Source organism: Photobacterium jeanii (genome assembly GCF_001650345.1).
GTDB lineage: Bacteria > Pseudomonadota > Gammaproteobacteria > Enterobacterales > Vibrionaceae > Photobacterium > Photobacterium jeanii.
Genome location: NZ_LVHF01000028.1, coordinates 404,231 through 424,872, shown reverse-complemented (window position 1 = coordinate 424,872; position 20,642 = coordinate 404,231). Strand labels below are relative to the sequence as shown.

The window sequence follows — 20,642 nt, the reverse complement described above, 5'->3', positions numbered from 1 at the left end:
ACTTGAACCGGCACAACGCGAACGTCGAGGGATTTTAAATCCCTTGTGTCTACCAATTCCACCACCAGGGCACGCAATTCTTTGCGATGCGCCAACTTGAAAAGTTAAACACCATCTGTATCTAACCGCTATTTAAGCAATTAGATTTTAATTTGGAGCGACACACGAGGTTCGAACTCGTGACCTCAACCTTGGCAAGGTTGCGCTCTACCAGCTGAGCTAGTGTCGCATAATATGGAGGCGCGTCCCGGAGTCGAACCGAGGTCCACGGATTTGCAATCCGCTGCATAGCCACTCTGCCAACGCGCCATATTCTTTTTACTTAATACCATCTATGGTAACGATATCAGTATATTAGATGGTGCCCCGGGCCGGACTTGAACCGGCACAACGCGAACGTCGAGGGATTTTAAATCCCTTGTGTCTACCAATTCCACCACCAGGGCACGCAATGCTTTGCGATGCGCCAACTGAAAAGTTAAACACCATCTGTATCTAAACGCTATATAAGCAATTAGATTTTAATTTGGAGGCGCGTCCCGGAGTCGAACCGAGGTCCACGGATTTGCAATCCGCTGCATAGCCACTCTGCCAACGCGCCATATTCTTTTTACTTAATACCATCTATGGTAACGATATCAGTATATTAGATGGTGCCCCGGGCCGGACTTGAACCGGCACAACGCGAACGTCGAGGGATTTTAAATCCCTTGTGTCTACCAATTCCACCACCAGGGCACGCAATTCTTTGCGATGCGCCAACTTGAAAAGTTAAACACCATCTGTATCTAACCGCTATTTAAGCAATTAGATTTTAATTTGGAGCGACACACGAGGTTCGAACTCGTGACCTCAACCTTGGCAAGGTTGCGCTCTACCAGCTGAGCTAGTGTCGCATAATATGGAGGCGCGTCCCGGAGTCGAACCGAGGTCCACGGATTTGCAATCCGCTGCATAGCCACTCTGCCAACGCGCCAAATTTCGCCTCACCGCTCTAGATGACTAATCATCTGTTTGTGAGCTTCTCCGTGAGAACGAGGCGTACTTTACTAGATTCTGAAAATGAGTCAATTAAAAAAATAAACAATTTTTTCAATCGGTTAAAAACCCGCCTCTAGCGAATAAATCACATTCATTTCGCACAATGAAGGATCAAAAACACCAATAATCCAAGACCTACCCGCTACTATGCAGTGGTTACGAATTCTGCACTAAACTTACCGACACAATAGTGTGCGCAAGCAAAATATCACCCCAAACAAAGAATATAGATAAAACCCTACATCGCTTGCCTCGAGATCTCCTTAACCAACTGAAACCGTTCGGTAACTAGCAGGAAAATTTGAATGAATAGAAATATGAAAGAAAGGAAATACAGCACATACGCAAAAAGCCAGCTTATAAAAAGCTGGCTTTTTCGGACTTTAACCGTCAAACCTCAATTGAGATTTGGTAGGAATATGGAGGCGCGTCCCGGAGTCGAACCGAGGTCCACGGATTTGCAATCCGCTGCATAGCCACTCTGCCAACGCGCCATTTTCTGCCTCACCACTCTAGATGACTAATCATCTTTTTATGAACGTCTCCGTGAGGACGAGGCGTACTTTACTCTCTTCATTGATAGAGTCAACAATAAATCTTGAGATAATTATTCAGTTGCCTATTCAAACAGCGAATCTTTCATTTACCCAACAATAGAGTGAGTTTTTCATCAACTCAGGTGCTAGTCGCCACTAGTTAGTTTCAGTTGGTTTTGTCAAAACAGAATAAGAAGCTGTGCTTGTAGTACTACTAGATGAAGGCTTCACTTCTGAAAACACCGTATTCTCAACCATCACACAATATTTACCGGCTTCAAGCGTGCGCCAACCCGTTTCCTGTGAGCTTCCATTTAATGGCGTAATAGCAGCTATGTATGTCAAACCAGCATTAGCAAAATCTCGATTTTGAGTTGTATCAACCCAAGTCTGATAGTCTGATTCATCAAGAAGAAATAACTCAACACTGTGACCGCCAATTAAACTGGCTCTAACTTTAACTTGCTGTTTTTTATCCAAGGTAAATTGCTGAGCTTTGTAGTTATTAGCTTCAACATACATTGAATCTGATTCAGCTACATCATCGCCACCGTTGCAGCCTGCAATACCTAATACTATCGCAACTAAAAGCGCTGACTTTACTTTCATACTAATCCCCTCTCCATAAACCTAAGCACCCATCCATTCTGACTTACTGATTCCACACAACTTTTCACTGGCGATAAGATAACAAAAAAGCCAGCAATTGCTGGCTCCTAATATCACAATTTTCTGTGATTACCGCTGTTTCATTAAATTAGGCAAACAGCATGCTCCTTTATGAACGGTTCAGCTTACTTCACAGACCACTGCGACAGAGAGCGTTTAAAGTCTTGATAACCAAATTCGTTCAACTTTTGGATTTCACCGTTGGCACGTTCGCAATAAATTGATGGCATCTTCAAACCATTGAACCAGTTTAGCTTCACCATGGTATAGCCAGCACTATCCATAATATGAAGACGCTGACCAATCTCTAGCGGTTTATCAAAGCTCGCTTCGCAGAACTGATCACCAGCAAGACAAGAACAAGAGCCAATTACATAGTCATACTCACCTTGTTCGGATGCTTCCAAAATTGACGCTGGCTCATCATAAATCAAAGTATCTAAACGGTGCGCTTCGGTTGCAGAATCAACAATGGCTGTTTTCTTTACGTTCTCAACAATATCAACCACAGTCACGACTAAATCAGTTGTTTTAGTAATGATGGCTTCGCCCGGCTCAAGATAAAGCTGAACACCGTGTTTGTCAGAGAATGCTTTTAGTGCTGCCGCAAGCTTCTCGATGTCGTAACCCGGCCAAGTAAAGAACACCCCACCACCTAGGCTCACCCAATCCAATTTATTTAGGTGTTCGCCAAACTGCTCTGAAATCGAATCTAGTAAACCGATGAAGGCATCTACATCTTTGTTCTCACAGTTCATGTGGAACATAACACCGTCGATTGAATCAAAAACTTCAGGATTAATATGATCAGCTTGCACACCTAAGCGAGAATACTGGCGCGCAGGATTCGCAAGATCTTGCCCTGCATAACTCACTCCCGGGTTCAGGCGCAAACCAAGTGCAGCTTTACCTTCAACAATGTGGCGATACGCTGCAAGTTGAGATTGCGAGTTGAAGATCATCTTGTCACAAATATCAGCAACTTCACGAACATCATCTTCACTATAACCCACACTATAAGCGTGTGTTTCACCACCAAAAGTTTCGTAACCCAGCTTTACTTCAAACGGACCAGAACTTGTTGTGCCGTCAAGGTAAGGCTTAATGATGTCGAATACGCCCCATGTAGAGAAACATTTCAGCGCTAATACTAGCTTCACGCCTGATAACTCTTTAAGCAGCTTCGCTTTTTCAAGATTAGCGATCAGCTTTGCTTCATCAATCATGAAGTATGGAGTTTTAAGTTGTTCTTTGCTCATAACTTACCATTCATTAAAGAGTAACCCCCTCTAACTCCCCCTGGAAAAGGGGGAGAACAAAAGCTACACGTGTTCTGGCTCTGATCCTCTTATTATTAAGTGGAAGAACAGAAGCCACCAACAGTCATGACCTGCAACTCCCATTATTAAAGAGAAGAACAGAAGCCACCACGGTCATACCCTGCACCTCCCATTTTTAAGAGGAAATACTGAAACCACACGGTCATGCTCTGCTCCTCCCCTTATCAAGGGGGAGGCTGGGAGGGGTTAACCTCATATACAACAAAAGCAGCCACGGCTTTTCACCATGACTGCTCAAATCATCTCAACAAGTTTAACTCTTAAACTTATTTGTTCAGCTCGTGGATAACGGGAAGACCTTGACCTGCTTCAAGCTCCTGAACATGCCAATCCAAACCGATGCTTGGCATTGTTTCTAGGAACGGGTCTGGGTTTAGCTGTTCCATGTTGAATACGCCTTTATCTGCCCATTCGCCACGGAAGAACTGAAGTGCTGCTGTGATTGCAGGTACACCTGTTGTGTAAGAGATCGCTTGGTGCTCAACATCTTCGTAAGCCACTTCGTGGTCAGCGTTGTTGTAAATGAATACGCTACGCTCTTTACCGTCTTTCTTACCTTGTACCCAAGTACCGATACACGTTAGGCCAGTGTAACCCGGTGCTAGCGATGTTGGATCAGGAAGTAGCGCTTTAAGCACGTGCAATGGTTGAACTACAGTACCATCGTGAAGCGTTAGTGGTTCAGGACTTAGAAGACCAATATCGCGCATGCAGTTGAAGTAGTTTAGGTACTTATCACCAAAGCCCATCCAAAACTCAATGCGTTTCGCAGGGATGAATTCCTTCATTGAGCGAACTTCATCGTGCGCCATTGAGTAAACTTTGTGTGTGCCACAGTTAGGGAAATCAAACTCAAGCATACGAGAGTGACAAGGTACTTGTTTCCACTCTTCATTTTCCCAGTAGAAAGAATCGCCTTGGATTTCTAGCATGTTGGTTTCAGGGTCGAAGTTAGTTGCGAACTTCTTACCGTGATCGCCTGCATTAACGTCCATTACGTCGATAGTATCGATTTCATCGAATAGGTGTTTAACCGCGTAAGCTGCAAATACAGATACCACACCTGGATCAAAACCAGCACCCAGAATACCTGTGATACCCGCTTGTTCAAACTTCTCGCGGTAGCCCCACTGCCAATCGTACGCTTCAGGTACTTGCTGACCTTCAGAACATAGATCTACAGCGACTGACGTATCTAGGTAAGAGACTTTCGCTTGGTAACACGCTTCCATGATGGTGATGTTTACCCAAGGAGGACCCGCGTTGATCACAAGATCAGGTTGTACTTCTTTAATCAATGCAACTAGTGCATCAACATCGTCAGCATCCACAGCACGTGCTTCAAGCTTCTTCGATGGATCTTTTAAGTTATTTTTCTTTTTGATCGATTCGATGATCTTTTCGCACTTACTAATGGTGCGTGACGCAATAGTGATGTCACCCAATACTTCATTGTTTTGAGCTGCTTTGTGTGCAACAACCCAGCCAACGCCGCCTGCACCAATTTGTAGAATTGCCATAATTTTATTTTCCTTATTTCACCAGTGACTGTGCCAACTGGCTTATATCGTTCAGTAAAGATTCAAAGTCTGACATCTTTAAACAAGGGTTAAGAATAGTGAATTTCAAAGCAACTTGACCGTCGACAACCGTCTCGCCCAGTACCGCAATGCCTTTCACTAATGCTTCAAGTCGTAATTGCTTATTAAGCTGATCCAAATCGACATTTTCCATGCCCATACTCGGCGCACCGACATAACGCAGCAACACCGTTGAAAGGGCTGGATCGGCCAGCAATTCAAATTCAGCAGAGTGATTAACAAGATCTGCCACTTGTTGAGTTTGACCAAGCAAATGATCGAACATCGCACCCAATGATTGAGTGCCCACACATTGCATGGTCATCAAAACTTTTAACGCATCAAAGCGCTTGGTAGTCGCGATAGATTTATCAACCAAGTTCGGCAGAAGATCATCTTCGCGATTGAGGTAATCTGCGTGATGCAATAGGTACTTAAAGTTCTCTTTATCTTTAAGCAATACCGCACCACAACTGATTGGTTGGTAGAAAAGCTTGTGGAAATCGACGCTCACAGAGTCGGCTTTTTCGATGCCATGTAAACGCGATTTATGGCGGCTTAGAATCAGCGCACCACCGTAAGCACCATCAACATGGAGCCAAAGGTTATGCTGCTTGGCGAGATCAGCCATGCTGGCTAAATCATCAATCGCACCATGATCCGTCGTGCCTGCAGTACCCACTAAGGCAAATGGCATCAAACCATCATTACGCATGGCATCTATTTTGGCAGCCAACGAAGCCACTTTAATTGTGCCATCAGGGTTGGTATCAACACACTCAACCGCATGTTCACCTAAGCCCATTAATGACGCTGATTTTTGTACCGTGAAGTGTGATTTTTTAGAGCAAAGAATGCGAAGTTTCGCCGCGTAATCGGGCAAACCTTGCTTTTGGATGTTATGTCCTGAGATGGTATCTGCCGCCCAATCACGAGCTAGCAATAACCCCATCAAATTACTTTGCGTACCGCCTGAGGTAAAAATACCATCCGCTTGTTCGCCAAGCTCATACACACCGCACAACCAATCCACCACTTTTTGCTCAACGAAAGTCGCGGCACTGGCTTGATCCCACGAGTCCATTGACTGGTTAAGTGATGCAATGAAAGCTTCTGCTGCAACGGCTGGCAGCAATGGTGGCGTATGAAGGTGAGCAATACAGTTAGGGTGTTGTACCATGATTGAATTCTTTGCGATCAACTCGCCCGTTTGTTCAATCACTAAATCCAACGGTAACTGTTGGTTATCCAAATCAATGTTATTGATCATAGATTTCAGCACTTGCGGATCGAGCCCTGAGTATGGCGCTTGAGTGCCTTCAAAAACGTTTTTCAACACTTGGGTGGTTTGGTTAAGCGCTGTTTCAAACAACGTCGCGCCGCCTTCACCAGTATGAATGAAATGATCACGCCAATTAGCTTGGTTTTCTAACGCTGGTGACTCAACGGCTTTTGCAGCTCCGGCAGTGGCGATAATCGCCTTGCTGATAGCATCAAGTACAAAATCGAGTTGTTCGAAAGTAATGATCAATGGCGGTAGAAAACGCAGTACTGCACCTTGACGACCACCTTTCTCAATGATCAAACCACGCTCTAATGCCGCTCGCTGAATTTGCGCTGCTAATTCAGGATCGGCTTGAGGCTCACCAAATTTATTCTTACTGCCATCGGTTTTGACAATTTCAACGCCCAGCATCAAACCTTTGCCGCGAACTTCAGCGATACAGTCGGTATATTGCGCAATACGCTCCAAACCATCCCGTAAATACTGCCCTGCTTTTTGAGCGTGTTCGACTAAATTATCGCGGCGGATGATCTCAAGCGCTTTGGCACCTGTAGCCATCGCAAGCTGATTACCACGGAACGTACCTGTATGTTCGCCCGGACGCCAAGTATCAATGGATTTATCGAAAATTAAGATCGACATCGGCAAACCACCGCCAACTGCTTTCGATAAACACAAAATATCAGGGTTAATACCTGAGTCTTCAAACGCAAAGTTGCTACCGGTTTTACCGATCCCACATTGAATTTCGTCGAAGATAAGTAAGATGCCATGCTCTTGAGTAATACGACGCAATTCGCGTAGCCAAAAAGCAGGAGCAGGGATCACTCCGCCCTCACCTTGCACAGGTTCAACAATGATTGCTGCAGGCTTTTGTACACCACTTTCATCATCGCTCAACATACGTTCAATATAACGCAGGCTTTGTTTAGCGCTCTCTTCACCTTTCAGGCCAAACGGGCAACGTAAGCTATATGGGAATGGGAGGAAATGGACATCAGCCATCAAACCTTGACGACGTTCTTTGGTACCCAAGTTACCCATCATCGCCATGGTGCCGTTTGTCATACCATGATAAGCACCGTGGAAAGCAGCCATGGTATTTCGACCTGTAGTTTGCTTGGCAAGTTTAATCGCGGCTTCAACCGCATCAGCACCCGAAGGACCACAGAATTGAATTCGTGCATTTTCTGCAAAAGACTCAGGTAAGAAGTCCATGACTTCTTTAATGAACTTGTCTTTTGCTGGTGTTGTCATATCGAGAGTTTGATATGGCAAACCCGCATTGAGTTGATCAACAATCGCTTGGTTAATTTCAGGATGGTTATAGCCAAGCGCTAACGTACCAGCACCAGCCAAACAATCGACAAACAATTGTCCACGAGTATCTTCCACCAGCACACCCGAAGCTTTTGCAATGGCTAGCGGCAAGCGACGCGGGTATGAGCGAACTTCCGATTCGTAATGTTCCTGACTCAGTAATAATTCATCAGGGGTCAAGTCGTACAATTCGTGCACAACCGGCACATTTGAAGCATGTTTTAGATTATCTAAATCAAACACCTTGTTCATGGTCTTTCCATAAATAAAAATTTAGACATTCCATGCAGACCTATCAAGCCTAAAATATTAATTTATCAATAGCTTATGGCAGATAAATAAATACGACTTAACAAGTAACGCGCATAGAACACCACAACCCACTAGCTAGAAACCAGTGAAGTGTATAGTGCACCTTTAAGGGGCTAAATTTTCAGGAAGATCAAGGCTCAGTAATAATACTGCAGTTGGGCAAGACGAAGCTGATATGAAGTTGTAAGAATAATTTATGCACTGTTGGGTTCCTTTAATATGCGCCTGTTTTATTTCCAGGCTAGCGCTATCAATGCCCTTCTACTGATGGACTCATCAATCACATCAGTACCTACGGCACGTTATGACCCTACCAGCTAGATTTGTCATAACGCATGTGCCCCAGTAAACATGGCCTACTGAGATAGGCAGGAAAATAACATAGTCATACCCGGGTTTCCAGCCGATATTTCATTTCAAACCTAATTAGTAGCAAACGTTGGCTTTTTGCTTAGTAAAAAGGCCGCCAATGTCACAAAAACATAATCGCAAGGCACAAAAAAGGCGACCGAAGTCGCCTTTTACTAAAATTCACTCTTACATATGGTCTGCGTGGAATAAGTCATCTTTTGCAGCTTTTAAGTATTGGTACATTGACCAATATGTCAGAATCATTGCTACGTAAAGTGATGCGTAACCTAACCACACCGACCATTCAGTTGGGTGCCACAGTAGAATGAACAAAGCGAACATCTGAGTCGCGGTTTTAACCTTACCAACCCAAGATACCGCTACGTTAGAACGTTTACCCAATTCAGCCATCCATTCACGAAGTGCTGAGATGATGATTTCACGCCCAATCATGGTTACCGCAGGAATGGTAATCCAAATACTGTGATAGTCTTCCACCACTAAAACGAGTGCGGTAGCGACCATTAATTTATCAGCCACAGGATCAATAAAAGCACCGAAGCGTGTTGTTTGATTCAATTTACGTGCGAGATAACCATCGAACCAATCAGTCACACCAGCAACCCAGAAAACAAAGGCTGTTGCGAAAGGCGACCATTCGTATGGAAGGTAGAATGCAATCACGAAAACGGGGATAAGGAGCAAACGAATGAAGCTCAAAATGTTGGGAATAGTTAAACGCATAACAATTATTCTTATATGTGATTGTAATAGAGTGCCGCAAAGCTAGTGTGGTTGCAATGCGTCAAATATCTTTTCTGCCAAAGATTTACTGATCCCTGGGACTTTAGCAATGTCATCTTTACTGGCTCGTTTCAGTTCTTGCAATCCACCCATGTATTTGAGTAATGCTTGACGACGTTTAGGGCCAATCCCTTCAACATCTTCAAGCGCACTACGCTTACGCACTTTGGCACGTTGTGCCCTGTGCCCACTGATAGCGTGGTTATGGCTTTCATCACGAATATGCTGAATCAAATGCAACGCCGGAGAATCACTCGGCATTGAAAATTCTTCCCCTGTTACTAGAAGTAGGGTTTCCAGCCCGGGTTTACGTGTTGTGCCCTTAGCCACACCCACTAATAATGAACGCTTCGGCCAGTCTTGCATGAATGTATTCACTACATCATACGCTCTTGACAGCTGACCTCTACCCCCATCGATAAAAATTATGTCTGGGATCTTATCAGGATCCATTTGTTTACCGTAGCGACGCTCTAACGCCTGCGCCATCGCTGCGTAGTCATCACCGCCAGTAATGCCCGAAATATTGAATCGGCGATACTCAGGTTTTAACGGACCATCTTTGTTAAACACCACACAGGAGGCGACCGTTTTCTCTCCCATGGTATGACTGATATCAAAACACTCCATCCTATTCAGAGTATTTAGGTTCAACGCCTCAGCCAAAGCTGTAAAGCGTTGTTGGATTGTCATTTTATGATTGAGTTTACTGATCAACGCTGTATTCGCGTTGGTTTGTGCAAGTTTCAGATACTTACCACGACTGCCGCGAGGGTTGGTTTTCAGCTCAATTTTACGACCTGCCACTTCACTGAGCGCATCACTAATTACGTTTTGTTCATCACCCAAGGCTTCAGCAAGTACAATCACAGACGGAATAACCCGCCCTTCGGCTTGATTCAAGTAAAACTGGGTTAAAAAACTCGATAGCACTTCAGGTAAGTCAGCATCGGCAGGCATTTTCGGGAAGTAACTACGGCTCCCTAGAATCTTACCTTGGCGAATGTATAAAGCATGAATACATGCCATACCACGTTCGTAAGCAATGCCGATAACGTCGATATCATCTTCGTTGTCATGGCTGACAAATTGCTGCTCTTGTACGCGGCGTAGCGCCTGAATTTGATCGCGATAAGTCGCGGCCTTTTCAAACTCCAACGCCATACTGGCTTGTTCCATTTTATCCACCAAAGAAGCAATCACTTGGCGATCTTTGCCTTGCAGGAACAAACGCACATAATCTAGCTGATCTTGATAGTCCTCATCACTGACCAAGCCTTTAACACAAGGCCCTAAGCAGCGACCAATCTGGTACATCAAACAAGGACGGCTTCGATTGGCATAAACCGAATCTTCACACTGACGCACAGGAAAGATTTTCTGCATCAAGTGAAGGCTTTCGCGTACTGCCCCTGAGTTAGGGTACGGACCAAAATACTCACCTTTACGCTTCTTCGCGCCACGATGAATACTCAGCCTTGGATGCTGATGATTACTGAGGAAAATGTAAGGGTACGATTTGTCATCACGCAACAACACATTGTATTTAGGCAAATACAATTTGATGTAGTTGTGCTCAAGGATGAGCGCTTCGGTTTCGGTGTGAGTAACCGTTACATCCACTTTGCGGATATTTTTGACTAACGCACGGGTTTTCTCACCCGCGACATTGGTGCGAAAGTAGCTCGATAAACGCTTTTTAAGATCTTTCGCTTTACCAACGTAAATCACCTCACCACTGGCATCATACATTCTGTAAACGCCAGGTTGGTGAGTGACTGTTTTTAGAAAGCTTTTAGCATCAAAAGCTGTTTCGTCATGATGTTCTGACACTACAAGGTCTCTGTGTCTAGCATCCCGTGACGAATTGCAAGGTGAGTTAACTCAACATCGCCGCTGATATCCAACTTATTAAACAAGCGGTAACGGTAACTGTTTACCGTTTTCGGGCTTAGGTTAAGCTGTTCTGAAATGTCGGTAACTTTCTGACCCTTAGTGATCATCATCATAATTTGCAACTCACGCTCAGATAGGTCCTTAAAAGGGTTCTCTGCATCAGAAGCAAACTGGCTTAACGCCATCTGTTGCGCGATCTCAGGCGAAATATAACGCTGACCACTATTAACCATACGAATGGCGTTGATCATCTCATCAGGGCCTGCACCCTTAGTAAGATAACCTGACGCGCCCGCTTGCATAACCTTAGTAGGAAACGGGTTTTCAGTATGAATTGTTAAAACGATAATCTTTACATCAGGGTTGAAGCGAAGAATCTTACGGGTAGCTTCAAGACCGCCGATACCAGGCATATTCATGTCCATAAGAATGATATCGGCATGTTCGTTGCGACACCATTTTACGGCTTCTTCACCACTGTCGGCTTCCCCTACCACTTTAATACCACGGACATCTTCTAGAAGACGTCGGATCCCTGTGCGAACCAGTTCGTGATCATCTACAAGGAATACATTAATCAAGCTGTATCTCCAATATGATTTGGCTCTGCACCCAGCCACACTTGGCGGGATAGCTTTATATAGTACCTAATTTTACCTTAACTTGATATCCGAGCACATTCGGATTCTGTGCCTTAGCGCAAAATTTCATATCAAGTTGAGGCTTGACAAATAGAGCCTGAAGAAGATTTTTTACAGGCTCCAAATTAAATAACATCAAACAGCAGTATTTACCAACTCTTTGTAAAAATAAAGCAGAAAAGACAACCAATTTAACCGGTTACAAAACATACACTTAATTTTCAACTAAAGCTGTGAACTTTAACAAGCCTGAAAACAAGCGTGTAACCTTTAGATTTGCATCAAATTAAACGTGAAATAAGGCTTTAAATACCAGAGTAACTTACCACTGAGAATTACTTAATTTTCATACAGATAATTAACCATAATAAAATAATTAAAATCATTTCGATGCTTGCCTAACAATCCTTACTAGCTTAGCGCATTTCGCTAACTTTTCACCTCTGGCATATCTCATTCCTCTAAAGCAATAATCAACTGTTTGCATTTGATGTAAGTATAACTGTACAGGGTTAACATTTACACGCTGTTTAATATCTAGACGTCTAGAAGTAGAGCGTTCCTTTCATGCATTTGTTCATGTATGATTGCCGCCCTCAACGGTCTCTGGCACGTTGATTTTATTACCGCTCTTGGCAAATTAGGGACAATTGACGCAAGGCAAAAAACGGGAGGATCCCGTCACCATGCCTGCCATCAAGAAAGCAAATAGCTTGGTGGAGCAGCCATGACAGCGGAAAGAAAAGTAAAAGAAGATAATTTAAGGTTCTATCATGACACTTTCTGCTAAGACTGTGGTGCTCATTGCAATTGGCGCTGCCCTATACGGCATTGGCGGCCTACCTATGTTTGGTATCCCAGTTTTCGCAAATACCACGCTTAAACCTGCTATGGCTGTGCTGGCACTGTTCGGCGTATTGTTTGGTCCTTTGGTTGGCTTCTTAGTAGGTTTTATCGGCCACTGGGTGACTGACCTTTTTGCTGGTTGGGGTGTCTGGTTAACATGGGTACTAGGTTCGGGCATCGTAGGCCTGTTAATTGGCTTGTATCCAAAAATTACCAATGAGCGTTTAGAAAAAGGGAAATTCACCGTATGGGATTTCTCACTCTTTGTCCTGCTCGCCTTCCTTGGCAACGTTCTTGGCTATGGTTGCTCCGCTTACCTTGACTCTGTTTTATACGCTGAACCTTTTACTAAGGTGATGGCGCAGCTAACCATTATTGCCGCTGGTAATACTTTGCTTATTGCTATTGTTGGCCACTTTATTCTGACCGCTGTTGCCAAGCGCAAACAGCAAAGCTACAACCTGAAAGAGGCTGACTAAGATGACCATTCAGTTTTCTGATTTCTCATTTAAATACTGGGCCTTAGAGCAGCCAACACTAAAGAACATTAATCTGACCATCAATCAGGGCGAGAAAGTCGTGATCATTGGCCCTAGTGGCAGTGGTAAATCGACATTGGGTCACTGTTTGAATGGTCTGATCCCACATGCTATCAAAGGTGATACCACAGGTAGCCTGACCATCAATGGCAATGACACCGCTAAGTTAGATCTCCACGAATGCACCAATATGGTTGGCACTGTGTTGCAAGATACTGATGGGCAATTTGTTGGCTTGAGCATTGGTGAAGATATTGCGTTTGCGCTTGAAAACCAGATGGTTGAACAGCATGAAATGCACAGCATTGTTAAACAAACAGCCGAAATGCTGGACCTTGATACCATGCTGGAGCTATCGCCATTCGATCTTAGCGGTGGTCAAAAACAACGTGTATCCCTCGCGGGTGTGATGGTGGATGATGTCGACATCTTGTTGTTTGACGAACCGCTTGCCAGTCTTGATCCACAAACGGGCAAACAAGCGATTGAAATCATCGATCAGTTGCACCGTGATACAGGCAAAACGGTTGTTATTATCGAGCACCGTCTTGAAGATGTACTTCACCGTCACGTCGATCGCATTATCCTGATGAACAAAGGCGAAATCGTTGCAGATACAACGCCTGATGCACTGATTGCGAGCCCATTACTTCAGCAACACGGCATTCGTGAACCACTTTACATCTCTGCGCTAAAAGCTGCTGGTTGTGAAGTGACAGAGCAAGATAAACCAGCCTACTTCTCTACCCTAGATGTGGAAAAATTTGCGCCACAACTTAGCCACTGGTTTGCACAGAGTACTCCTAAACAGCCTGTTGCTAACGGTGAGGCTCTACTTACGCTTGAAAATGTTGGCTATTCGTACGATGGTGAGCGTCAAACCCTGAGCGATATCAGCTTTACCATCAACAAAGGCGAATTCGTTTCAGTACTGGGTAAAAACGGATCTGGTAAATCGACCCTCACCCGTTTGATCATGGGTGTATTAGAAGCCGATACGGGTTCGATGACCTTCAATGGCGAAGATCTAGCAAACATGTCGATTTTTGAACGTGCACAAAAAATCGGTATCGTGCTGCAAAACCCAAATCATATGATTTCTCATCACATGATTTTCGATGAAATTGCCTCTGGTTTACGTAACCGTGGCATGAGTGAATCAGAAATTGAGCAACGTGTTCACAAAGTCCTGAAGCTATGTGGATTATACCGTATGCGCCATTGGCCAATCGAAGCGCTAAGCTATGGTCAAAAGAAGCGCGTAACCATCGCCACTATTTTGGTGCTAGAGCCTGAGCTACTCATCCTTGATGAACCAACAGCGGGTCAGGATTACCACCACTACACCCAAATGATGAGCTTTATCCGTGAGCTAAACGAAACGTTAGGCATCACGATTTTGATCATCTCGCACGACATGCACTTGGTGTTGGAATATACCCAGCGTGCCATTGTGATCGCTGATAGCCAATGTCTTGCCGATCAAGCTGTAAACCAAATCTTTAGTCAGCCTCAGCTACTTGAGAAAGCCAACCTGAATGTCACTAGCCTTTACACCTTAGGCAAAACATTAGGTATTGAAAATACGGATGAATTCATTCGCTGCTTTATCGAGCACGAGGCGCAAGCAAAATAATGAAAACCAATAAAATCAAATTTGGCATTAGCTATGTCAATACTGGCTCAATGCTGCACAGCCTAAACGGTATCACGAAATTCCTGCTCTTTATGGGTTGGGTAACTATGGTGTTGATCACCTTTGATGTGCGCGTGATCCTTGGCTTAATCGCTGTGGGACTATGGCTACTAAAGCAATCACGTGTTCCATTTACGGTATACAAACCACTACTTGTGGGCACCTCGGTTGTACTAATGATGAATGCCTTATTCATGTTCCTTATTGCACCGCAACAAGGCATGGAATACATGGGTAGCCAAACCGTACTGCTCGCGTTACCGGGCAACTACAGCATTACCACTGAAACGCTGTTTTACTTGGTGACTGTCACCCTGAAGTATTTCAGCATGTTCCCGATTGCGTTGGTGTTTGTTTTCACCACTCACCCAACGGAATTTTCAGCCAGTTTAAATAAACTCGGCGTGCCTTACCGTATCGCTTACGCTGTTAGCCTGACACTGCGTTATCTGCCAGAAGTAACGAAAGACTTCATTAACATTATGCACGCCCAACAAGCGCGCGGTGTCGATATCTCGAAAAATGTGCCTGTGTTTACGCGTATTCGCAACGTCGCTAAAATTTTAGGCCCACTTATTTTCTCAAGCCTAGATCGTGCTGATGTAATTTCTAATGCCATGACCCTACGTGGCTTTGGTCGTAACAAGAAGCGCAGTTGGTACAGCTTGAAACCGATGCAAAGCAAAGATTATTTCGTGATCATGGCTATCGCAGCGGTATTAGCATTAGGGTTCTTCAACCGTTACCAGTCAGAAAACTTGTTCTGGTATCCGTTTTAATTCCTTTTCAAATATTACTAACTGAAGACTCAAAGAGCCGCATGATGCGGCTCTTTTGCTATCGATTGAATAGCTTTAAGTAGACTAATTCTCTGAAACAGTATTACAGATAACTTTTGCTTTAGGCGCTGGGCGCATCATCAAATAAACCGCCATCGCTGCCATCACAAATCCAATCACACCGAAGGCATCAAACTGCTCCCCAAATGCGAGCCACGCTTGAAATGCCGTCATAGGTGGAACCAAATAAAAGACCGAAGCAACCTTCGCTGATTCACCGTGCTTCACCATATAGAGCAGTAACAATATCGCCACCAGCGATAACACAAACACCAGCCACGCCAAGGTAAATACGAACTGACTGTTCCAATCTACCACCATGGTTTCAGTTGACACTGCCACAACCGCTAACAACCCTGCTGTTGCGGTATATTGCCAGAATGTACCACCAATCAAGTCCACACCTTGGCAAAAGCGTTTTTGGTATAAAGTGCCAAGCGTAATACCTAATAAAGCCAAGACAGTAAATGCATAAGCCCAAGCTCTCGCCCCTTCTTGCTGCCAACTCATATTACCTTGCAAGACTAAGCCAATACCCACAAAACCAAGTGCTAATCCTAACCATTGCGTTAAACGTAGTGATTCACGGCTAAACATCACGAGCAGCACTGCGGTCAAGATAGGCTGTAGCCCGACCAACAATGAACATAATCCAGCAGGCATACCTAACGAAATAGCTTTATAAGTGCCACCGAGGTAAAAGCCGTGGATCAACACACCAACCATCATCGAGTGCCACAACATCTTGCCTTTAGGTAAACTGACTTTGAGTAACTTGAGCAACACGGCAAATACAACCAAATTTGCTAGCATTCGCAGCAACAAGAACGTGGCTGGCTCAGCAAAAGGCAAACCAAAGCGAGCTCCGATAAAACCGGAACTCCACAAAACGACAAAAAGATAAGGGGCGATACGCGCTAACATAAGCTTTCACACAATTATTATGGATGTGCTCAGGTTATTAGGGTACAAAGACTATCAAAAGGGACAGTTTTGAATTGTTTTTAGGGTACAGTTATGTCGAAGCCCAATACCAAATATCAGTACGTGGTAGACCATGTCCGCCAAAACATCACCAGTGGTTGTTTTCAACTTAACGACAAACTGCCCTCAATTCGCCAACTGAGTGAACAACTAGGCGTCAGCAAAAATACGGTGATCCGCGCTTACGAACAACTTGAAGCGGTGGGCGAAATCTCCCCTCACCCGCGTTCTGGCTTTCGTGTTGCTAACCAACATCAAGCGCAAAAAACGCAATCCTTACCGCCAAGCCAAGTCGATTTAATCGGTTTAAGCCGTACTATTTTAAATCAGCCGCTGTGTAATAATTTTCTCCATGCTGGCTCAGCGCACCCAAATACAGACTTTCCTGCTATTCGTTCCTTGTATGCAGAAATCGGCCGTCATAGCCGCTATCAAACGCACATTCCGAGTCACTATCAAATCCCACCGGGTAACGAAACGCTAATAAAACAACTCGTCCACATTAACCGCTCTATTGGCATCAACACATCAGCCAATGACATACTTATCACTCATGGAGCCCAACAAGCGATTAGTTTAGCGCTTCAAGCTGTAACAGTGCCTGGTGATATCGTGTTAGTCGATTCCCCTTGCTATTTTGGTACCTTATTGCTGCTCGAATCACTTAATTTGAAAGTGGTAGAAGTACCGGCAAATCCATCAACAGGTATGGATTTAAAAGCATTAGAGCAAGCTCTACAAACTTGGCCTGTAAAAGCCATCGTCGTTAACCCCAGCTTTAATAACCCTACAGGCTACCTTATGCCTACTGCTGCAAGAGAAACCTTGTTAGAACTGGCAGGCGATATCCCCATCATTGAAGACGATGTTTTTGGCGCCCTCGCCTATCAAGAACAAGTGCCAACACTAAAGAGCTTAGATAAAAACAACAGAGTGATTTTTTGTAGCTCATTGTCAAAAACACTCGATTCAAGATTACGTATTGGCTGGATTTTGGCTGGAAAATATCGAGATAAAATCGAACAGCGCCTACTGTGCGATAACATGGGTAGCTTGAATTTAATGCAATCTGCGGTCGGAGAGTTTTTAACTTCAGGCAAGTATCGTCAGCACGTACAAACCATATGTCGCACCTATCGCAAAAACCAAAAGCTTTTCTTTCAACACCTCGTTGAGGCACTCAATCAATATCCCCAATTAGAAGGCCGTTATCACTTATCTCAACCACAAGGTGGTTTTCTTTGCTGGCTCAGCTTACCAAAACAGGTAGATACCTTTGTGATTTATCAGCAAGCACTTAACCACAACATTAGTATCCTGCCTGGTTGTATGTTTGGCACTCAAGGTCAATTCAACCATTGTATTCGTTTAAGCTTTGCCAATTATGAGCCAACAAAGCAATGGGATGATGGACTGAAGGTTTTAGCGGGGATCATTGCGGGGGAAGTGATAGAAATCTAGTCACACTAACTTAGTGTGACTAGAAAAGGTGAACAAGCGGTAAATTCACTATCGATTTCAATTACCCTTGGTTTTTTCTTCATTAAGCTAGGGCTGAGTTTTTTAATATACAGCTCAGCTTCTTCTCGAGTTTGGAATACTTTAGCTTTACCTATCGAATCTGTTTTAATTGGCGATACAACATAATTCTTTTTCAAGAAACATGCCTTAACCGCGATTATGTACTCTTGAGCACAAAGGTTAAAACTTAATAATCCACAGAAAATCATTACTATTAATTTTTTCATATTAGTCACCGATTAGAAAAATAGAGCGGTGTAGGTTAAATTCACTTTCGTTTCTTCAATATACTGGTCCATCTCCCAATCCCACTCAGCAACATTCACATTAATATTTTGCTTACCATAGTGTGCTTCAAGTTTAAGCCCTTCAAGGAAAGGAGCATAATAGCGAAGTTTAAAACCGTATTCGTTTTCATCTTCTTTAATGTTATAAAACTCTTTGCCAATAAGGTAATAACTTGAGAGATGAAGCCCCTCAATAACATTATCGAAACTATAACCTAATTCAGCTTTATAAGTCGCTTCACCGTAATGACTCCCCGGCGATATAATACCACTGGTATAGAATGACTCATCGGTACAACCATGAATAATACCTGGCGCCCAAGAGACTCCCATGGTACCAAATGCTTCACCAGCTTCTTCTACCTTAGATGCCGATAATGCGAAATCAATATTATTGTAAGTCGTTTTAATTTGTGCCGAAATCATATCAACATGTTGATCGCCGAGTTCAGCTTTCGATCCTTTTCGTCGATACTTAGTTCCGAAATCCATATAGAGCGCATCATTAATGTAATAACTATAACTAGCTGCAATCAATAGGTAATTCGAAATATCCTCTTGGTTTCCATAAGAAAAGTAAACACTATAATTATTACCGTAGACCTCACCGCCTATGATGCGAATTGGCTTTTTATCTACGCTGCCAGACTGCCTGTCTCTACTTCCGAAATCGACAAATTTATTCGTGTTTTTTTCGCTACCTTTCTCTACCCAAAGGCCATGTAAACTCAAGAATCCATTGTCAAAATCAGCTTGAGCCATTTGCAGCAAAACAGGAAGCCCATCACTATCACTTTTTAATAAAGGGTGAAATGATTCCATTCGTCCTGCTTTAAATTCAAGATCATCAGATGCTTTAATTTTTACAGAATAAGCATATTTGCTAAAGCTACTATCACCATCTTTGAATAAGTCATTATATGCAGGGCCATCAGAGTTGTTTGTACTATTGATTTTACCTATACCATAATAGCTCGCATCTAAGCCTAATACATTATTGTAATAACCACTTGAATAATGAAGTTTTAATAATTGTGCAATATCCTCAGTCCATTTTTCAGCCTGAGGGCTAGATCCCTTATCTTCATTACTCTTTTTAAGATATAAAGACTCTGTTTCAAACTCCAGATGAGATCCATCCATAAAGTCATTAGCCAAAGTCACTTCTGCATTGCATGCTAATAAAATCAAGCAAGCAAGTTTCGTTTTTGAAAATGCCATGATTGTTACCATAATTATGATTAGATTTTTTCTAATCATAATTTCATAAACAAATCTAAAACCGTGACTAAGCTCTTTTTAAGAAACTAAAACCCGTAAATTAACTTATCAATAACAGGAATTATTTTGAATAAAATTATTCCTAAACACCATTTATTTAATGATACATCACTAATTAGTGTGATATTAATCATTAGTTATGCTTATTAACTCAAATGACTAATTGTTTTTTACTAAGAGGACTATCTACAGTGATTCGGAAGCATAATTTTGCATGATTATATTCTCAATAACCTCATGAACTACATAGATAATAACAAAACACTCAACACTTCACCATAACCATCCATTAACATTAATTATCTTATGTTAAAACAACTGCTCAAATAAAAGTGAAGAAATAATAAGAGCTTGTCCACAAGTACCGCTTTTTTGTGAAGTAATATCTCAATTGGTTTTTAAGCAAGAAATATAAATCTAATCAGTGTTCTGAATATGGCGGAGCGCTCTGGGTGCAGCGGATTTGATTCAAATCCAATTCCACCATAGCCAAATGCAAAAAAGGTGGCGGGTAGATAGGGATTTACTGCTCGCAAGCTCGCGCCCTTCGGGCTATTGCCTTTTCGCGCCTTCGGCACGGGCAATGTGCTTTCGCTCCGCTCAGGTGAACCCTGCTCTAGGGTTCTCACCCTATCTCATCATCACAAAATTTAGACGAAAAAAAACCGCTGAATGTTCAGCGGTTTTCTTGAATGTGGCGGAGAGATAGGGATTTGAACCCTAGATACGCTACAAACGTATGCCGGTTTTCAAGACCGGTGCTTTCAACCACTCAGCCATCTCTCCGTAAGTGCGGCGTATATTAATGGGTTAAGTGAAAGCTGTAAAGCCTAAATCACGAAAATAAAATCAACTGCACAAAAAGCAAACACTT

14 protein-coding genes and 9 tRNA genes are annotated in these 20,642 nt (G+C 43.3%); 4 read left to right on the top strand and 19 right to left on the bottom strand.

All coding sequences use genetic code 11. The annotated features are described in order from the left end of the window. Positions 1-153 precede the first annotated feature (153 nt). The 15 genes from A3K86_RS14845 to uvrY all read right to left on the bottom strand — a co-directional run bounded on the left by A3K86_RS14845 (position 154) and on the right by uvrY (position 11,715). Positions 154-229: transfer RNA gene (locus A3K86_RS14845), tRNA-Gly, on the bottom strand. 6 nt (positions 230-235) lie between these two features. After that, a tRNA-Cys gene (locus A3K86_RS14840) sits at positions 236-309 on the bottom strand. 50 nt (positions 310-359) lie between these two features. Further along, a tRNA-Leu gene (locus tag A3K86_RS14835) sits at positions 360-446 on the bottom strand. Positions 447-527: 81 nt separating this feature from the next. Next, positions 528-601: transfer RNA gene (locus tag A3K86_RS14830), tRNA-Cys, on the bottom strand. Between the two features lie 50 nt (positions 602-651). Next, positions 652-738 (bottom strand) — tRNA-Leu (locus tag A3K86_RS14825). Positions 739-820: 82 nt separating this feature from the next. Continuing rightward, positions 821-896 (bottom strand) — tRNA-Gly (locus tag A3K86_RS14820). Positions 897-902: 6 nt separating this feature from the next. After that, positions 903-976 (bottom strand) — tRNA-Cys (locus A3K86_RS14815). A 485-nt stretch (positions 977-1,461) separates the two neighbouring features. Continuing rightward, positions 1,462-1,535 (bottom strand) — tRNA-Cys (locus A3K86_RS14810). 198 nt (positions 1,536-1,733) lie between these two features. After that, positions 1,734-2,186: a hypothetical protein gene (locus A3K86_RS14805; RefSeq protein WP_068332564.1), complete on the bottom strand. Its 453-nt coding sequence runs from the start codon at positions 2,184-2,186 to the stop codon at positions 1,734-1,736. A 185-nt stretch (positions 2,187-2,371) separates the two neighbouring features. Further along, the gene (gene nspC / locus A3K86_RS14800; protein ID WP_068332562.1) at positions 2,372-3,505 is read right to left on the bottom strand and encodes a carboxynorspermidine decarboxylase; all 1,134 of its coding nucleotides are present in this window, start codon (positions 3,503-3,505) and stop codon (positions 2,372-2,374) included. A 347-nt stretch (positions 3,506-3,852) separates the two neighbouring features. Continuing rightward, a complete protein-coding gene (locus tag A3K86_RS14795; protein ID WP_068332558.1) occupies positions 3,853-5,106 on the bottom strand; it encodes a carboxynorspermidine synthase in 1,254 nt (417 codons plus the stop codon). A 13-nt stretch (positions 5,107-5,119) separates the two neighbouring features. Continuing rightward, positions 5,120-8,023 carry a pyridoxal phosphate-dependent class III aminotransferase gene (locus A3K86_RS14790; protein WP_068332556.1) on the bottom strand — a complete coding sequence of 968 codons (2,904 nt, stop codon included), beginning with the start codon at positions 8,021-8,023 and terminating at the stop codon, positions 5,120-5,122. Positions 8,024-8,620: 597 nt separating this feature from the next. Then, positions 8,621-9,178 carry a CDP-diacylglycerol--glycerol-3-phosphate 3-phosphatidyltransferase gene (gene pgsA / locus A3K86_RS14785; RefSeq protein WP_068332552.1) on the bottom strand — a complete coding sequence of 186 codons (558 nt, stop codon included), beginning with the start codon at positions 9,176-9,178 and terminating at the stop codon, positions 8,621-8,623. Positions 9,179-9,220: 42 nt separating this feature from the next. Further along, positions 9,221-11,071: an excinuclease ABC subunit UvrC gene (gene uvrC / locus A3K86_RS14780; protein ID WP_084406626.1), complete on the bottom strand. Its 1,851-nt coding sequence runs from the start codon at positions 11,069-11,071 to the stop codon at positions 9,221-9,223. Further along, positions 11,071-11,715: a UvrY/SirA/GacA family response regulator transcription factor gene (uvrY, locus tag A3K86_RS14775; RefSeq protein WP_068332549.1), complete on the bottom strand. Its 645-nt coding sequence runs from the start codon at positions 11,713-11,715 to the stop codon at positions 11,071-11,073. Before uvrY ends, uvrC begins: the two co-directional genes overlap by 1 nt. Positions 11,716-12,548: 833 nt before the next feature. Between uvrY and A3K86_RS14770 the strand changes: the two genes are divergently transcribed. Genes A3K86_RS14770 through A3K86_RS14760 form a run of 3 tightly spaced genes read left to right on the top strand, consistent with a single transcriptional unit; the run spans position 12,549 to position 15,635 of the window. Beyond that, positions 12,549-13,100, top strand: a complete 552-nt coding sequence (locus A3K86_RS14770) for an ECF-type riboflavin transporter substrate-binding protein (protein WP_068332544.1) — start codon at positions 12,549-12,551, stop codon at positions 13,098-13,100. A 1-nt stretch (position 13,101) separates the two neighbouring features. After that, positions 13,102-14,796 (top strand): ABC transporter ATP-binding protein, encoded by a 1,695-nt coding sequence (locus tag A3K86_RS14765; protein ID WP_068332542.1) that lies wholly within the window; start codon positions 13,102-13,104, stop codon positions 14,794-14,796. Next, a complete protein-coding gene (locus A3K86_RS14760) occupies positions 14,796-15,635 on the top strand; it encodes an energy-coupling factor transporter transmembrane component T family protein (RefSeq protein WP_068332539.1) in 840 nt (279 codons plus the stop codon). The genes A3K86_RS14765 and A3K86_RS14760 overlap by 1 nt, the downstream gene beginning before the upstream one ends. An 84-nt stretch (positions 15,636-15,719) precedes the next feature. Here the strand turns inward: A3K86_RS14760 and A3K86_RS14755 are convergent, their stop codons facing one another. After that, on the bottom strand, positions 15,720-16,619 hold the full coding sequence (locus A3K86_RS14755; protein ID WP_068332537.1) for a DMT family transporter: 900 nt from the start codon (positions 16,617-16,619) through the stop codon (positions 15,720-15,722). Between the two features lie 93 nt (positions 16,620-16,712). On the opposite strand from A3K86_RS14755, the gene A3K86_RS14750 reads away from it, so the two are divergent. Then, complete coding sequence (locus A3K86_RS14750) at positions 16,713-18,140, top strand: aminotransferase-like domain-containing protein (protein WP_068332529.1); 1,428 nt, start codon at positions 16,713-16,715, stop codon at positions 18,138-18,140. Between the two features lie 5 nt (positions 18,141-18,145). Here A3K86_RS14750 and A3K86_RS14745 read toward each other — a convergent pair whose 3' ends face one another. The 3 genes from A3K86_RS14745 to A3K86_RS14735 all read right to left on the bottom strand — a co-directional run bounded on the left by A3K86_RS14745 (position 18,146) and on the right by A3K86_RS14735 (position 20,554). Then, the gene (locus A3K86_RS14745) at positions 18,146-18,427 is read right to left on the bottom strand and encodes a hypothetical protein (protein WP_068332527.1); all 282 of its coding nucleotides are present in this window, start codon (positions 18,425-18,427) and stop codon (positions 18,146-18,148) included. A 12-nt stretch (positions 18,428-18,439) separates the two neighbouring features. Then, on the bottom strand, positions 18,440-19,708 hold the full coding sequence (locus A3K86_RS14740) for an OprD family porin (protein WP_068332524.1): 1,269 nt from the start codon (positions 19,706-19,708) through the stop codon (positions 18,440-18,442). 755 nt (positions 19,709-20,463) lie between these two features. Then, positions 20,464-20,554 (bottom strand) — tRNA-Ser (locus A3K86_RS14735). Between the last annotated feature and the right edge of the window lie 88 nt (positions 20,555-20,642).

Coding starts and splice junctions, on each gene's coding strand:
- A3K86_RS14805 (WP_068332564.1), bottom strand. CDS start 2,186: ATGAAAGTAAAGTCAGCGCTTTTAGTTGCGATAGTATTAGGTATTGCA.
- nspC (WP_068332562.1), bottom strand. CDS start 3,505: ATGAGCAAAGAACAACTTAAAACTCCATACTTCATGATTGATGAAGCA.
- A3K86_RS14795 (WP_068332558.1), bottom strand. CDS start 5,106: ATGGCAATTCTACAAATTGGTGCAGGCGGCGTTGGCTGGGTTGTTGCA.
- A3K86_RS14790 (WP_068332556.1), bottom strand. CDS start 8,023: ATGAACAAGGTGTTTGATTTAGATAATCTAAAACATGCTTCAAATGTG.
- pgsA (WP_068332552.1), bottom strand. CDS start 9,178: ATGCGTTTAACTATTCCCAACATTTTGAGCTTCATTCGTTTGCTCCTT.
- A3K86_RS14770 (WP_068332544.1), top strand. CDS start 12,549: ATGACACTTTCTGCTAAGACTGTGGTGCTCATTGCAATTGGCGCTGCC.
- A3K86_RS14765 (WP_068332542.1), top strand. CDS start 13,102: ATGACCATTCAGTTTTCTGATTTCTCATTTAAATACTGGGCCTTAGAG.
- A3K86_RS14760 (WP_068332539.1), top strand. CDS start 14,796: ATGAAAACCAATAAAATCAAATTTGGCATTAGCTATGTCAATACTGGC.
- A3K86_RS14755 (WP_068332537.1), bottom strand. CDS start 16,619: ATGTTAGCGCGTATCGCCCCTTATCTTTTTGTCGTTTTGTGGAGTTCC.
- A3K86_RS14750 (WP_068332529.1), top strand. CDS start 16,713: ATGTCGAAGCCCAATACCAAATATCAGTACGTGGTAGACCATGTCCGC.
- A3K86_RS14745 (WP_068332527.1), bottom strand. CDS start 18,427: ATGAAAAAATTAATAGTAATGATTTTCTGTGGATTATTAAGTTTTAAC.
- A3K86_RS14740 (WP_068332524.1), bottom strand. CDS start 19,708: ATGGCATTTTCAAAAACGAAACTTGCTTGCTTGATTTTATTAGCATGC.